Here is a 14,897-nt window from a genome sequence, read left to right as displayed (position 1 = left end):
GGTCGCTTTTACACCAAAAAAGCCCGTCTGACAATCTGGTGATTATACGCGGCGATAAGCTAAAAACGATGCCAAGATATTACAATATTTAGCTTATCATATGGCCATTTAGCTAAACACAGGTAGATGTTACCTTGAACGAAAGAATGAGGGGCTGAATTCTCTTGGGTTGAGTCCAGGTACCAGCAAACTTCTCGAGTCTGTCTACCCCATGCTTTTACCGAGACTTTAGCGAGATGTCCGCTTTGTGTAGAAACTGTCACTTACCACCTGCACCGCCATGCATATTGATACCACTCCACAGGTACTTAGATTAGCAAAACTCTCCTCTTTACCCACCTGTTAAAAAATGCAGGAAAATGGAGTTTAATAACCGCCTAAAGTGTGGAAAATAACCCTTGGCTTCAGGTCGTTAAATCCGCAATTTCAGAGTATATCTGACTTTAGAAAAAAGACTTCCGATTAAAACGGAAGTCTTTTGCTTTATGTGAATGTGATATTGCCAAATTTAATCCTCCCCGTCATCGTGGCCGGAAAATCCCATCCATATTATCAACTCCAGTCGGAGTATATGTATATTTAGTCCTTATTCGGCGGTATCAATTTCCCTCCTGATTATTGAAATCACCCGGTATCAAGTAGCTCTTCCCCATCTGCAAACTGTTTCTCGGCAATTAATAGCTTTGATTGTAATTCAATCCGAGCTTCCCTCCTGCGATAAGCTTCAGTAGAAACCGCCTTTTGGCTTCTTTTTAACATCTAATGTTGATAATTGACCATAAGAAAACCACCTTGTGTTAAAAGGCGGTTCATTGGAGCTGACGTTACCCGTTTATTTAATATATGGTAAAAATTTTACTGACATTTCTCACAAAGTACACTGTTAGCGGTTCTTGCAATTGCGTTATCTAATCTTGATATTAACATATCCCTTTCAGAAGGCATCGTAATATTAGCTGTAAATCTTTCACCTTCTTTGATTTTGCTGTTACAGCTTGTACATGTTAAATGCCTAGATGTAAGTCCATCTTTTAGTTTATCCCACATCTATACCAACTCCTTTACACTTTGTAAGAGTAATTATATTATACTCCTGTTCTTTTTATCTTAACAATCTATTGTACGAAGAGGTATTATTCTCATACTTTTTGCTGTCCAACGTGCCAAGTAATTCTGTAAATGCTCTGTTGCAATACAGTATAAACGGAAGGCAAAAGGAAAAAACGCATGTCAATGAATAAGAACCGGTTCATCGGCTGGTTCTTACCCTCATATGAATTGCATTCAGTTATTGAGTACAAGTGTTGTCTGTAAGGAGTTTGAATGCTGCCGTGGTCCACCCGCGGGAAGTGTTTATAGTAGCGATTCTTAATAACGCGGCATCGATTATTTGCTTTCATAATCGACCCTACCCCAGACCCAATCTCAGGATCAGGAAGACCTTTCGTTACCACGGCGTCTTGTTGAGGTTGGGGCAGTTATGAGGATTGAAGTCTTGGATCATATCATTGTGGCGAACAGCGATTCGTCAGTATGACAGAACAGGGTATGGATGTAGCGTTATGAGACCGGGAACCTACTCGACCTTTTTGCTTTTTAATTGAAGCGGATGCTCATATAAGATTTAGGTGCTAAAACAGATTGACAGTAGAGAGTATCAACATTATAATTTGATCAAGAGATCAAATAACTGATTAGTTGATCAAATTGTTTACGGATGTGATTTGGGTTGACAATAAAAATCCATTCAGGAGGCCGTATGTTGTCCGCACTTGGACTGTTCTTCCTTGCGCCATTGCTGGGGGAATATTTACTCGGCAATATTTCGATACGGCATATCGCGGGACTGATCGTATTGGCGCCTATGTATGGCGGCGGTGCCTTGCTGATTCGGGAAGCTGCGCGGCAAACGGGCCGCGGTTGGCCGACCATGGCACTGCTTGCTTTAGCTTACGGAATTGCGGAGCCGGCATTGTTCGATAGATCGCTGTTTAATATGTCGTTTGACGGTCGGGACTTTCAGGATGCCACATATATTCCACTATTCGGCATTAGTGTCTCCAATACAATTGCATTTTGTGTCGGTCATGCCGTTTGGAGCATAAGCGTTCCTATTGCCATCATCGAGTCGCTTGCTCCCAATCGTCGAATGATGCCATGGGTGGGCCCTTTTGGTTTATTCGTTACTTGCGCGTTGTTTATGGCGGGTGTCTACATGATTTTCCAGGATCATGTGAAGACTGAACATTTCCTGCCCTCGACGATGCAGCTCGTAGTCTCTGCTATCGTGGTACTTGGGTTCATCGTAGCAGCCTTCGCCGTACGGAGAAAGCAACTTATCCGAACGAATCTTCAGGCGCCAAATAAATGGTTGGTCGGAGCAACGTCATTCGCTATATCCAGCCTGTTTTTCGTCCTCGGCGAGAGCTGGTGGAGCGTTGTCGTAAAGATCTTACTGCTCGGTTTAATGATTGGTCTGGTCATTAATTGGTCCAAGCGCTCCGGTTGGAGGCTGAGGCATCAAGTCGCCTTGACCGGAGGGTTGCTTCTAACGTACGTTTGGGGAGGCTTCTTATGTTCAACATTAGTGGGTAACACAGCGGCAATTGATCGAGTGGGTAATTCGGTTTTTGCTATATCCGGAGTCATTCTGCTCCTGCTCGCCGTACGCCAATCACACCGAATTGCAGAATAGTAGGCAAGGGGGGTTAAAACAACTGATGAGAAAGCCACAACAGAATAAGGAATTTACGATTATTCAATTAACGCGGATCGAACGCACATTGGTGCTGGTTACTCCTCCTGTGCTGGGTCTTATTCTGGGATATTTTATCCCCAATATCGCGGATTGGGCCGCATCGCTTCCTTGGTTCCCTTTACAGGGCCCCTTGGAACTGGTTGCTTCCATTAATGAGAAGTGGGCTGTCATGGTAACAGCTTTTCTGGGTCTAATGGCAGGCGTTTGGCTAAGTGCAGAGGCTATCAAAGACAGCCTCGTTCTGAAGATATCTGACGATGAAGTAATATTAAACATAAAGAAGACCGATCGGCGCTTTCTCAAATCGGATATCGCTTCGGTTTTTCTTGAGGGCAAGCAACTGATTCTGGTTGGACACACCGGCTCGGAGCTGGCACGTGAATCCTATGAATCGACGCCCGCTCATATTGCCGATACATTCGTCAGTCATGGTTATCCCTGGTCATCCGAAGGGAACCCATTTAAGGCTAATTCAATGAGAAGCTGAGAAATTTGGTGTGTCAGTGCGTAATAAAGGTGAATTTCAATTTTAGTACTTAAGGAACGTACACAAGATCGTAAAGAATGACTTGAAGGATGGATAAGAATATGGATGAGAAGCAGACTTTTATTACCGAGGCTAGGCGTACGCAAATCGTCAATGCGGCAATTATGACGTTGGATGAGATCGGATATATCCACACGAGTATGGCCCAAATTGCCAAAAGGGCCGAAATCAGCACCGCATTAATTTCATATCATTTCAGGGACAAAAACGATCTGATGGATTATACGTTGATGAAGTTGGTAACCGATATGTCCAATTATGTGTTAGATAGAACAAAGGCGGCATTAGGTCCCAGCGATAAGTTACGGGCTTACATTGAAGGGAGTATCGCTTATCAATCTGATAATCCTTCCTGCCATATTGCGTTAGTTGAGATTGTCTTCCATGCCCGAACGGCGGACAACGTGCCTTATTACAAGATGAACGATGACGAAGAGGATCCCTTGGAGAGCGAGCTGCAACGAATTTTGCTGCTGGGGCAGAAGCAAAAGGAATTTGGCGATTTCGACGTTAGGATTATGACTGCTGCAATTCGAGGTGCAATTGACGAGTACACCTTGAATGGAAAGCTAAAAGGCTACGTTGATTCGCAAAGCTACAGTGCTGAACTCGTAAAGGTATTCAACAGAGCGGTTCGATGTGTCTAATGCCTTCGATTTCGCTCATTAGCTGAAACGTTAACCCGTATCACAAATAACGGAAGCCTCTGCGAGTAAGGCTTAGCTTAAACCCCAGAAAATGTCCGCTCTGTAATATGCGCGGCACAAAGCGGCTTCCTACTTTACCTGTGCTCCAATAGAGCGTGCAACCAGCACCGACACGTTCGAAATGATTTGTAGCTGTGCGGGGCCTTTTCCGTCCTTCGGTTCTGGATCTTAAATCTTATGATATATATGAATATTGTAATATTGTAATTGATTGATAGCTGTTGGTTTATTTGTGCGCATCATATTGATATAGTGGGTAGAGGATAAGGGTAAATTTCCGAACTTCTCCATTTCCGCTAGAACATGTGCATGCCTTGATAACGGTAGTTAATAGATATAAGGAAAAAAGGGGGCGAGATCTATATCTCGTCCTCCTTTGTTTATGGATACACTCCAACGATTGTTGCTTGAATTTTGAAGACTTTTCCGTCATAAAATTCCTTTTGCCGTTATCCACTATCCTATAGGTCCCAAAGGAGTTGGATAATTGATAAAGATTAAAAATAACACCGATGAAACGTAGGACTTTAGGTGTGGTAGTATTGGATTAATAATTCTTTAGTTGTTTGTTCTAAGCGTAAAGGAGGTGGACCCGTTGATTAACCTTCGTAGCAAGTCTCTCCGAAACCAGCTTAAATATGCCTTCCTATGTGTTACTGTACTAGCGGTCTTGGTTACAGGAGGGTTGTCATATTATATCTCCGCCGGAGTCCTCGAGAATAAGGCGATGCGGCTCACTCAGGATTCAGTGGATAAGTCCGCACAGATTCTGGATGAAAAACTGAACAAACTGATGTTGGTCATGATGACGTTTATGATTAACCAATCGTTTAAAGACATGCTCGAAAGTGTATCTGCTGGGGATTATGGCGACTATTATAAATATCTCAATAGCCTGGACAATGTGTTCTCACAGGCTCGGATCGCGGAGCCTCTTATCCAATCGATTTATGTTTCCACTCCGATGGGTGATTTCTACCCGTTATCTGTAAACCGAAATCATAATATGACATTCCAGCAGACCCCCATGTATCAACGTGTTGAAAAGGAGAAAAAAAACATTTGGGTGGAGGGACATGAGGATACCTTGTTTACAGGCAAGCAGAGGGTTATTTCGCTCATTCTGCAGCCGATTACGGATTCGACGGTATTTGCGGTTCATGATGTATATGTCATCGTCAATATTCGTGAAAGTGGGCTGCAGCGCTTATTCGCATCCAGCCATCAGGGTGATTCGACTCAGTTCCTTGTGAACGGGGACGGGCAACTAGTTACGGCCCATAGTAATAAACTCGTCCATGAAGTCGTGGATAGCGGGCAGCTTCGTGAAATGATAGTTGGGGGCAATTCAGGCTACGCATCGGAGAAGCTGGACGGACGTGATTACTTTTTTAATTATGCCGCTATGGGTCTCAATGATTGGAAGATAGTGTCTATTCAATCCAAGGCTAGTGTACTAGAGGATCTGAGTTATGTGAAATGGATGATGTTAGTTATCGCAGTTGGTTGTTTTCTAGTTGCGACCCTCATATCAAGTTTTCTGATCCGCTATCTGTTGAAGCCGCTTCAAGGACTTCAGAAGGTAATGAAACGGGTTGAAAGCAATGACCTGACGGCTCGTTTCGAGATGGAGACAGGGGAAGAACTAGCACAGATCGGGCAGCGCTTCAATCGGATGCTGGAACAAATTGTTAGTCTTATAGGCGAGGTCAAGCATGCGGAGCAAAGTAAAAGGACCGCAGAAATGAAAGCCTTATCAGCTCAAATGGATCCCCACTTTCTGTATAATACTTTAAATACAATTTACTGGAAATTGAAGTTAAACCAGGTCAAAGAGTCCCAGCATATGGTCGTTTCACTGTCACGGTTGTTCCAGATTGGTCTAAATAAGGGACAAGAGTTTACGACGCTGGATAAAGATCTACAGCATGTCGAGCAGTACCTGGAGTTGCAGAAATACTGTTATGAGAATCTATTTGAATACGAAATCAAGGTATCAGACCCCTCTTTTCGAGAGATTGAGGTTCCCAGAGTGTTGCTGCAGCCCCTGGTAGAAAATAGCATCCTGCACGGGTTTGAAAGTATGGAAAGCGGCGGGCGAATTTGTATTGAAGTGGACAAGGATCCAGAACTGGAAAGCTGCTTAATAACGGTCAGGGATAACGGCAAAGGGATGACACAGGAAGTAGCTGAAGCACTTACTTTAAAAAATTCGGAACAGGGGTATGCGGTCCGCAATTTGGTAAGCCGGTTGCAGCTTTATTACGGCAACACTGCCAAATTGGCAATCGAAAGCGAATTAGGTGTGGGTCTCACGGTTTGCATATGGATTCCGTGTAAAGGGGGAATATTCGATGAATGATACAGAATGGGTCAGCCTCTGCATTATCGACGACATTAAAAGTGTAGTCGATGGTTTGTCATCCCTAAATTGGGAGGAGCAAGGTGTTACTCTTGCAGGGAGCGCAGCCAATGGTGAAGAAGGACTTGAGCTTGTAAGAACGCTAAAACCCGACGTTATACTGACCGACATCCGTATGCCCAAAATGACCGGTCTAGAGATGCTTAGAGCAATTCTAGATCTGAATCATATTTGCCGCGTCATCTTAATCAGTGGGTATGCCGATTTTGATTATGCCAAACAGGCAGTTCAACTGGGCGCATTCGATTTTGTGGTAAAGCCATTTACTGAAGAAGAAGTACTGAACGTTGTTAACAGAGCCAGAGAGCAGGTCTTGCAAGAGCGTTCCCGGCTCCTAAACACAGAAGCCATGGAGCGGAAGCTCCGCGAGAGTATCCCGCTGCTACGTCAGGAATACTTGGCGCTGTTGGTTACTCACCCAACTTCCTGGGAACGGGCTGCGAGCCGATGGGTGTTTCTTGAAATGGACTTAAGCCCCGAAAATTTAGTCGTCCTTCAGATAGAAATTGATGGATTTGAAGAGCACAGTGAAGAAATGTCAGTCCACGAAATTGAGCTGATCCGTTTTACGTTGCAAAATGTGGTCGAGGAGACGCTTCGTGCTGAAACAAAATGCATTGTTTTTAGGCTTCGGACAAATCGGTTTCTTGCGGTTGTCAACACTACTGACGTTGAGGATGTTGCTAGGTGGGCCGACCTCTGCTGCCGTAATATTAGGGAATTCACGAAATTTACCGTTTCTATCGGTATTGGTGGGGTAGCAGAGCGGCTCATGCTTCTGCCGCAATCTTGCAGCCAAGCTGAATGGGCCATGCAACACCATCTATATACTGAAGGCGCTAGCGTAATTAGCTATCATGAAATTTCACACACGGGCATGCCCGTGCCTCAGATGCTTCAACAAAGGGATGAACTTCTGCTCGCCCTACAGTCCGGAAACGGAAACAGGGTCGCGGAAGTGCTGGAAGAAATAGCTGTGGTGCTGAAGGAAAGCAATGATCGGCCTCATCCCGATTATTTAATCAGTCTCTATGAGGAACTTGCTGCATCGGTCATGCGGACGTTGTATGAGCGAGTTCCTCAGCCAGATATTCAGCCCTTAGCAGATCGTTTTAAGGCCATACGCCAGACAGCGGTCCCGACCCTGCAGGGGCTTCAACTGCAGCTGAATCAGCTTTGCCGTAAAGGTGCAGAGCTAATCCAGCAGAATACGTTATCCGAAGGCCAGGCCATGATCTATAAAGCACTAGATTACTTGAACAGTCGACTGGACAAGGAAGTGACCGTAGCAGAATGCGCAGCCCATGTGCATCTTAGTGTCAGCTATTTTTCAAGTTTATTTAAGAAGGTGACTGGCCAGACCCTTACGCAGTACGTGAGCTCGGAACGGATCCGCAAAGCCAAGGCTATGCTGATTGAAGGCGTTCCCGTCCAGGAAATAGCTGCTGCGGTTGGGTACGAGGAACGCCGTTATTTCAGTGATATGTTCAAACGGGTCACGGGCATGACGCCCTCGGAGTTTCGTGATCGTATATAAAAAGCACATAATCGTATACTTACCACACATGGAGAGTGGCTTTGCCGCCCTCCATTTTTATAAGCGCTTTCTTATAATTTAATTGTATAAAACATTAATTTAATGTAGAAGGGGCATCATCTATGCGAAAAAAAATGTTTGGACTTCTCCTATCAGTTGTGATGATCAGTGCTTTAACCGCTTGCGGTGGCAACGGAGATAAACAAAGCACAGGTGGAACATCTGCTAGCGGAAGCAGCGCAGGCGGCACAGGGTCGGAGGAAAAAGTAACGCTGACCTATTGGACGGATGACCGTCATGACCAGGAATATTTGAAGGAGTTGATCTCCAAGTTTAATGAGGCAAATCCGAATATCGAGGTTGAAATGACCGTGTTATCCGAGAATTTCAACCAAAGCGTGGATATCGCCTTTTCCGGCAATCAGGCTCCTGATTTGCTCCGCTTGAAAAGCGCAAACACCGAAACCTTCGTCAAAAAGGGTTATCTCGCACCTATTGATGAGTACATGACTGATGAGATGAATAACAAGTTTTCATCATTAATCATTGATGGCGTTAACCGCTTTGACGGGAAGCTTTACTCCTTGCCGAATACAGGGAACACGCTTCGGCTAGTGTACAATCAGGAGCTGTTCGATAAGGCGGGAATCGATCATCCTCCGGTATCCCTGAAGGAAATGGTGGAGGACGCCAAAAAGATCACGGATATTGGTAAAAAAGGAGGAGCTTACGGGTTTGCTCTGAATTTCAAAAATCCGAAAGGTGCTTTTGACCGATCCGTTCGCGAAATTTTGTCCCTGAGCGGTTACCAGGGACTTGGTTTTGATATTAAGACAGGAAGGTTCGATTTTACACCTTATGGTCAAGTTATCGACTACTTAAAGCAAATGTGGGATGAGGGAAGCATTTTACCAGGTGCAGAAACGCTTGATATCGATCCGCTGCGAGCACAATTTGCCGCGGGTAAGATTGGTATGTATCTGTCCTTTTCTACCGAGCCAGGCGTTTATCAAGATCAATTCCCAACAAATATTAAGTGGGGCGGAGCGCTTGCTCCTACGATCACAGGTGAACGCGTTGGAACATCTGAAATTGTCTCTGCCGGAACTTGGTTAGGAATCAGTGAAACTTCCAAGCACAAGGATGCAGCTTGGAAGTTCATGCAGTATATGTACGGCGACGATATAATGACGACCTATCATGAGAAGGGTTTCGGCATTGCCGTCGTACCGAGGATTGCAGAAAAAGCTAAGCAGCCTGAAATCCCAGGAATGGAAGGCTTCCTAGTCGGGGAATACGATTCTATGTGGCCGGTTTCGCCAAGCATTACACCTGAAGGCGCCAACTACGGCGACGCGTTCTTCAAATATATGCTGAACGGTGGGGACCTGAGGCAGGTGGTGCAGGATCTGAATACCCGTTATAATACGGCACTCGATAAAGCCACTGAAAAAGGTGACGTCACCGTTAAACCGGATCCTTCTTTTGACCCATCCAAACTGAAACAAGTACAGTAAGTAGCCTACAACCCTGTGAAACTGATTTTGAGATCGCTGGCCGGATGGAGTGGTGCCGGCGATTTTCTTTTTAGGAGGAGAAAAAGGTGTACAAAATGAAAAGGCTGCAGGAGAACTCCCTCTTCTTGCTCCCAAGCGTTGTATTGACACTGGCTCTGGGGATCTATCCGCTGCTTTGGGTGCTGCGGTATATGTTCTACGATTACGCTGGTTACGGTAACGAACTGTTTGTAGGACTGGATAACTTCCGCAGGCTTCTGCGGGATGGCGAGTTTTGGAGCTCTGTTGTAAATACGCTTGTTTTTGCTGGTGGGAAACTGCTGATTACCGTGCCGCTAGCTTTATTGCTGGCAGTTCTACTGAATACCAAGCTCCGTGGGCGGAACTTCCTTCGGGCGATCTTTTTTATGCCAACGGTAATTAGCACAGCTGTCATCTCAGTCGTATTCTATATCATTTTTAATTCTTATAACGGCATGGTAAACCAGCTTTTGCTTCGGTACCACATCATCGGCGAACCGTTTAACTGGTTTGGTCCGCAGCACGCCATGATGACGGTCATTATTGTAGCAGCCTGGGGAGCCGTCGGTAACTATATGCTGCTTTTTCTAGCCGGGCTGCAGGGCATTCCTAGGGACCTATATGAAAGCGCCGAAATCGATGGCGCAAATGCCGTACAGCGCTTTAAAAGCATCACCATTCCTATGCTTGGGCCTGTCATGCAGGTTGTGATCATGCTGGCTATCATTGCTTCACTGAAAGGCTATGAAAGCATTATGGTCATGACCGAAGGCGGTCCCATCGGGAAAACAGAAGTAATGTATCTGTATCTGTATAAGCTGCTGTTCCCGATATCGACCGGATCTCCAGTAGAGCAACAAATTGGTTACGGCAGTGCGGTCGGTTTTGCGACTGCTGTCATCGTAGGGGCAATTACGGCCTTATATTACTACTTTAGCAGAAAAATGAATGAAATCTTCTAGGAGGTTGTGAACCATGAATGAGCTGGCGGTACAAACGGCAAAACCGGCCATGGCGGGGCAGCCGCTCGCAAAAATTGCAGGCCGGGTCCTCATCTGGATCTTTTTGATCACAACAACACTTGTCACCGTGTTTCCTCTGATCATGATGATCACCGGATCACTCAAAACCAACGCAGAACTAATGAGCGGCAGCCACATTCTGCCGCAAACATGGCAATTTGCAAATTTTAAGGATGCCTGGGAACAGACGAACTTTGCACGGTTTACCTGGAATAGCCTCTTTCTTTCGGTTGTTTCTACAGCAGGCACGCTACTTGTAGCATCTATGGCTGCATATGTGGTAAATCGGCGTAATTTTCCGGGGAAAAAGCTGTATGTCGGTATTCAATCATCGACCATGTTTGTTTCTGTAGGAGCGGTTGTCCTTCGGCCACAATATGATCTGATGGTTAAGCTGCATCTGAACAATTCGCTATGGGGCGTAGCACTTATCCTGATCAGCGCCCATGCGACGACTTTTTTCATTTTAAATGGATTTTTCAAGTCTATTCCGCGAGAAGTTGATGAAGCTGCGATGATTGACGGGGCGGGCTTTACACGTAACTTTTTCTCGATAATTCTGCCGCTGTTAACGCCAGGACTTGGGGTATCAGGGCTGTTTGCCTTCCGGCATGCGTGGAACGAATACATTTTACCCCTCGTCTTTACGATGACTAATCCGAATCTTCAGACCCTGACTGTAGGGCTTGCCAATCTTCGATATGGCTCATCAGCCGCAATGCAGACGCATCTCATGCTGGCCGGTGCCTGTCTTTCGGTGCTACCGATGCTCGTGGTTTATATATTAGCTAATAAATCGTTTATGCAAATGACGGCTGGATCACTGAAAGGATAACGATAAGCTGGGGGATTATCCTCTAGGCAAAGCTAGAAATAGATGAGGAGGAACTAATATGGATGGATTTACGATAGGAAAATTGAAGTCGAGTGAGGTGATTTCTCGGTACCCACTTAATCCGATTCTGTCACCGAAGGATGTTCCATATGGGCCAGCTATGGTATTTAACGCCGGTGTAACTAAGTTCCAGGGGAAATACGTGATGGTATTCCGCAATGACTATGGGGATGAAGACTCAGGCACTGTGGAGCATTTTAGTACGACCAATCTTGGGCTTGCCTTCAGTGATGACGGGATCAAGTGGGAGGTGCAGCCTACTCCGTGCTGGCAGTGGAATGACGAAGAGGTGATCCGTGTCTATGATCCTCGTCTGACGGTTATCGAGGATCGATGTTACATGTGCTTTGCCGTGGATACGCGCCACGGTCTGCGGGGAGGCATAGCGGTTACGGAGGATTTTTACAACTTCAAAGTCCTCAGTTTGTCGCTTCCGGACAACCGGAACATGGTGTTATTTCCTGAACGGGTCGGTGGACGCTACGTTCGGTTGGAGCGTCCAATGCCCGTTTACAGCCGAGGCGGGGTGGACCGCTTCGATCTCTGGCTCAGTGAGTCTCCAGATTTAAGGTATTGGGGCGATTCCAGGTTAGTACTCGGGGTGGAGCATGTGCCATTCGCCAATGATAAAATTGGCCCGGGCGCTCCCCCGGTCAAGACAGACAAAGGTTGGCTAACCGTTTTCCATGCGGTCGACATTGACCACAACCGAGGTAAGAACGGCTGGGAAGAACGCTGGCAGAAACGGTACACAGCCGGAGTCATGCTGCTTGATAAAGACGACCCGAGCCGCGTTCTTGGGATGTCAAAATTGCCACTTCTAGCACCAGAGGCTACATATGAGGTGTCTGATGGATTCCGCAATGACGTTATATTCCCAGGGGGCTTGATCATGGAACCATCAGGCGAACTGAAAATTTACTATGGTGCAGCTGATACGGTGGAATGCCTCGCTACTGCTGATGTCAACGATCTGTTGCGGTTGTGTCTGGAGCATAATGCTTAAGAAGTAGAATCGGATACTTTTGAAATGGGAGATGGTGTAGATGACCGAAGTACAGTATACAACACTGCCGGAAACGAGGGTGCCGGTGAGCGCCGAAGCTGATGTTGTTGTCATAGGCGGAGGGCCGGCGGGCATCGCCTCGGCAATAAGTAGCGCGGAAAATGGGGCTAGAACGCTCCTCATCGAGCAGCGGGGGTTTTTGGGAGGGATGGGGACTGTGTCCCTGGTTCCTGCATTCTGTCCGTTTACCGATAAGGAAAAGCCAATTATCCGCGGAATAGGGCTGGAACTTCTAGAACGGATGAAAAGCGAGGCGGGGGAGGCTTTCCAACAGGAATATGAGGAATGGCTCGACTGGGTACCGATTGATGCCGAGGCACTGAAGCGAGTTTACGATGACGCTGTCCTTGAAAAAGGGGTACACCCGCTCTATCATACCTTTGTTTACGACGTCGTTTTATCCGCATCCAAGCGACAAATCGAGGGTATTCTCATCGTGAACAAAAGTGGGCTTTCGCTGGTCCGTTGCAAATATATTATTGACGCTACTGGAGATGCTGATATCGCTGCCAAGGCTGGTGTTCCTTTTCAGAAAGGGGGGAGCGAAGGGGAGCTTCAGCCGGGCAGCATGTGCTACCTGCTCAGCAACGTAGATCGTTATTGCTTTCAGCAGTTTTTAAAAGATACCCAGGACACAGTGCAACTGCACCGTACCGTGGAGCGAGGAATCGCTGAGGGAGCTCTTCCCGAAGGCAGAAAGTCCATCTCCGGTCTTGCCTGGATCAGCGATACACTGGTTGGGGTCAATTTTGGCCATGTTTTCGGCATTGACGGAACCAAAGCAGAGGATTTAACGCGTGGAGCGATTGAGGGAAGGCGGCTTGTGGAAAGGCAAATCCGATTTTTCCGCAAGTATGTGCCAGGCTTTGAGCAGGCCCATCTGGTCGCGAGCGGTGAGCAGATCGGCATTCGCGAAACAAGGCGTATCCAAGGGGATTACGTTCTGACGGCAGAAGACTTTATGCAGGCACGCACTTTTGAGGATGATATCGCGCGAAATGCTTATTATATCGATATTCATTTGGCGAACAGCAAAAGTGAGATGACCATTAACCATCTGCCTCCGGGTCAGTCACATGGGGTGCCGTACCGCGTGCTGCTTCCGGTAGGGATAGACAACCTGTGGGTGCCAGGGCGAGCAGCCTCCTCGGACCGTGCAGTACAGGGGTCTCTGCGGGTAATGCCAAACTGCTTTGCCATGGGCCAAGCAGCCGGTACCGCTGCCGCAATGGCAGCATGTCATAGTCTTACCTCGCGTGAGGTATCTGTACCGGAGCTGCAGAAGCGGCTGCTAGATCGCGGGGCATGGCTTGGTGAAGGGGTTGTTCAAGGATGAGACGCGTTCATTTGACGGAGGAATGGCTTCAAGGTGCGGTATCGTATGAGTGGACGGGGGCTGGAATCAAGCCGTGGCGAATTCCATATCCCGATTTTGAGCTGTTTCCTCCAGAAGGTATAGAAGGGAAGGCGGCGATCTGTGCAGGAATTCGTTTAAGATTCCAAAGCAATACAACAGAAGTGGTACTGGCATTTGAACCAATTCAAGAAGCTGCATCTATTGATTGTTTGGTGGATGGAATGCTTTTAACAAGTATCCGACTCGAGGCCGGGACTTCGAAAGCAGCATGGAGGGACCTACCGTTACGTTCCAAATGCATCGATCTATGGCTACCTCAAAATATGGGGATGACCATCTTATCATTAGAGGTAGACCAGGATGCTGAAGCGGAGGCTGAGACTGATCCTCGTCCCAGGTGGATTGCCTACGGCAGTTCGATTACACAGTGTGTGGGTGCCGAGAGCCCATCCTATACGTGGCCTTCCATAGCTTCAAGAACATTGGGTCTGAACTTAACTTGTTTAGGGTTTTCCGGAAACTGCCACCTAGAGCCTATGGTCGCCCGGATGATTCGCGATCTCCCCGCAGATCTGATCACGCTCTGCCTCGGCATCAACGTGTATGGTGCCGAGACGATGAACTTGCGGACGTTTCGCCCCGCTGTGATTGGTATGCTGGAAATTCTCCGTGAGAAGCACACGGATACACCTTTGGTGATCGTTTCTCCCATTTTTGCCGCCGAACGGGAAAGCAGAGAAAATAAGCTGGGGATGACGGTCAGCTCCATTCGAAGGGAAGTGGCCGTTGCAGTCGAGATGCTCCAGCAACGGGGGGACCTAAATCTTTATTACAGGGATGGCCGCGACTGGTTTGGCCCGGCCGACGAGGCACTTCTATACGATGGCCTGCATCCGAATGCAGATGGTTACAAACTATTGGGAGATCGTTTTGGTGAGCAAGTGCTAAGTAGTATACAGGTGCCAGGAAGATTAGATAGAGCGCAGCCCGAGGAATGACAGATCAATATCAATGGACACTTTTTGAACTGCAACGATAAAAGACCTTA

The 14,897-nt window shown here is 46.9% G+C and carries 12 protein-coding genes and 1 pseudogene; all 13 read left to right on the top strand.

The window, feature by feature from the left end; translation table 11 throughout:
* The first annotated feature begins 1,301 nt into the window (after positions 1 to 1,301).
* The 13 genes and pseudogenes from MKY74_RS35830 (at position 1,302) to MKY74_RS34765 (ending at position 14,847) form a co-directional block, all read left to right on the top strand.
* Positions 1,302 to 1,484: a JAB domain-containing protein gene (locus tag MKY74_RS35830; RefSeq protein WP_076176326.1), complete on the top strand. Its 183-nt coding sequence runs from the start codon at positions 1,302 to 1,304 to the stop codon at positions 1,482 to 1,484.
* Positions 1,439 to 1,537: pseudogene (locus MKY74_RS35825) on the top strand (JAB domain-containing protein); the annotation flags it as partial. The gene MKY74_RS35830 and the pseudogene MKY74_RS35825, both read left to right, overlap by 46 nt.
* Positions 1,538 to 1,759: 222 nt before the next feature.
* On the top strand, positions 1,760 to 2,695 hold the full coding sequence (locus MKY74_RS34815) for a hypothetical protein (protein ID WP_076176323.1): 936 nt from the start codon (positions 1,760 to 1,762) through the stop codon (positions 2,693 to 2,695).
* A gap of 25 nt (positions 2,696 to 2,720) precedes the next feature.
* The gene (locus MKY74_RS34810) at positions 2,721 to 3,245 is read left to right on the top strand and encodes a YqeB family protein (RefSeq protein ID WP_076176320.1); all 525 of its coding nucleotides are present in this window, start codon (positions 2,721 to 2,723) and stop codon (positions 3,243 to 3,245) included.
* A gap of 101 nt (positions 3,246 to 3,346) precedes the next feature.
* A complete protein-coding gene (locus tag MKY74_RS34805; RefSeq protein WP_076176318.1) occupies positions 3,347 to 3,952 on the top strand; it encodes a TetR/AcrR family transcriptional regulator in 606 nt (201 codons plus the stop codon).
* A gap of 655 nt (positions 3,953 to 4,607) precedes the next feature.
* A complete protein-coding gene (locus MKY74_RS34800; RefSeq protein ID WP_076176315.1) occupies positions 4,608 to 6,374 on the top strand; it encodes a sensor histidine kinase in 1,767 nt (588 codons plus the stop codon).
* Positions 6,367 to 7,971: a response regulator gene (locus MKY74_RS34795; RefSeq protein WP_076176312.1), complete on the top strand. Its 1,605-nt coding sequence runs from the start codon at positions 6,367 to 6,369 to the stop codon at positions 7,969 to 7,971. Before MKY74_RS34800 ends, MKY74_RS34795 begins: the two co-directional genes overlap by 8 nt.
* A gap of 122 nt (positions 7,972 to 8,093) precedes the next feature.
* The gene (locus MKY74_RS34790; RefSeq protein WP_076176310.1) at positions 8,094 to 9,488 is read left to right on the top strand and encodes an ABC transporter substrate-binding protein; all 1,395 of its coding nucleotides are present in this window, start codon (positions 8,094 to 8,096) and stop codon (positions 9,486 to 9,488) included.
* A 95-nt stretch (positions 9,489 to 9,583) separates the two neighbouring features.
* Positions 9,584 to 10,471, top strand: a complete 888-nt coding sequence (locus tag MKY74_RS34785) for a carbohydrate ABC transporter permease (protein ID WP_076176420.1) — start codon at positions 9,584 to 9,586, stop codon at positions 10,469 to 10,471.
* A 13-nt stretch (positions 10,472 to 10,484) separates the two neighbouring features.
* Positions 10,485 to 11,366 carry a carbohydrate ABC transporter permease gene (locus MKY74_RS34780; protein ID WP_076176308.1) on the top strand — a complete coding sequence of 294 codons (882 nt, stop codon included), beginning with the start codon at positions 10,485 to 10,487 and terminating at the stop codon, positions 11,364 to 11,366.
* A 58-nt stretch (positions 11,367 to 11,424) separates the two neighbouring features.
* A complete protein-coding gene (locus MKY74_RS34775; RefSeq protein WP_076176305.1) occupies positions 11,425 to 12,432 on the top strand; it encodes a glycoside hydrolase family 130 protein in 1,008 nt (335 codons plus the stop codon).
* Between the two features lie 40 nt (positions 12,433 to 12,472).
* Complete coding sequence (locus MKY74_RS34770) at positions 12,473 to 13,828, top strand: FAD-dependent oxidoreductase (RefSeq protein WP_076176302.1); 1,356 nt, start codon at positions 12,473 to 12,475, stop codon at positions 13,826 to 13,828.
* Positions 13,825 to 14,847, top strand: a complete 1,023-nt coding sequence (locus tag MKY74_RS34765; RefSeq protein ID WP_076176299.1) for an SGNH/GDSL hydrolase family protein — start codon at positions 13,825 to 13,827, stop codon at positions 14,845 to 14,847. Before MKY74_RS34770 ends, MKY74_RS34765 begins: the two co-directional genes overlap by 4 nt.
* The last annotated feature ends 50 nt before the right edge of the window (positions 14,848 to 14,897 follow it).

The sequence above is a fragment of the Paenibacillus sp. FSL R5-0378 genome (assembly GCF_038009285.1).
Classification (GTDB): domain Bacteria; phylum Bacillota; class Bacilli; order Paenibacillales; family Paenibacillaceae; genus Paenibacillus_AQ; species Paenibacillus_AQ favisporus.
This window is presented reverse-complemented; position numbering and strand designations above follow the sequence as displayed.

Excerpts from the sequence above, each read along its gene's own strand:
- MKY74_RS34815 (WP_076176323.1), top strand. The coding sequence starts at position 1,760 with ATGTTGTCCGCACTTGGACTGTTCTTCCTTGCGCCATTGCTGGGGGAA.
- MKY74_RS34810 (WP_076176320.1), top strand. The coding sequence starts at position 2,721 with ATGAGAAAGCCACAACAGAATAAGGAATTTACGATTATTCAATTAACG.
- MKY74_RS34805 (WP_076176318.1), top strand. The coding sequence starts at position 3,347 with ATGGATGAGAAGCAGACTTTTATTACCGAGGCTAGGCGTACGCAAATC.
- MKY74_RS34795 (WP_076176312.1), top strand. The coding sequence starts at position 6,367 with ATGAATGATACAGAATGGGTCAGCCTCTGCATTATCGACGACATTAAA.
- MKY74_RS34790 (WP_076176310.1), top strand. The coding sequence starts at position 8,094 with ATGCGAAAAAAAATGTTTGGACTTCTCCTATCAGTTGTGATGATCAGT.
- MKY74_RS34785 (WP_076176420.1), top strand. The coding sequence starts at position 9,584 with ATGAAAAGGCTGCAGGAGAACTCCCTCTTCTTGCTCCCAAGCGTTGTA.
- MKY74_RS34780 (WP_076176308.1), top strand. The coding sequence starts at position 10,485 with ATGAATGAGCTGGCGGTACAAACGGCAAAACCGGCCATGGCGGGGCAG.
- MKY74_RS34775 (WP_076176305.1), top strand. The coding sequence starts at position 11,425 with ATGGATGGATTTACGATAGGAAAATTGAAGTCGAGTGAGGTGATTTCT.
- MKY74_RS34770 (WP_076176302.1), top strand. The coding sequence starts at position 12,473 with ATGACCGAAGTACAGTATACAACACTGCCGGAAACGAGGGTGCCGGTG.
- MKY74_RS34765 (WP_076176299.1), top strand. The coding sequence starts at position 13,825 with ATGAGACGCGTTCATTTGACGGAGGAATGGCTTCAAGGTGCGGTATCG.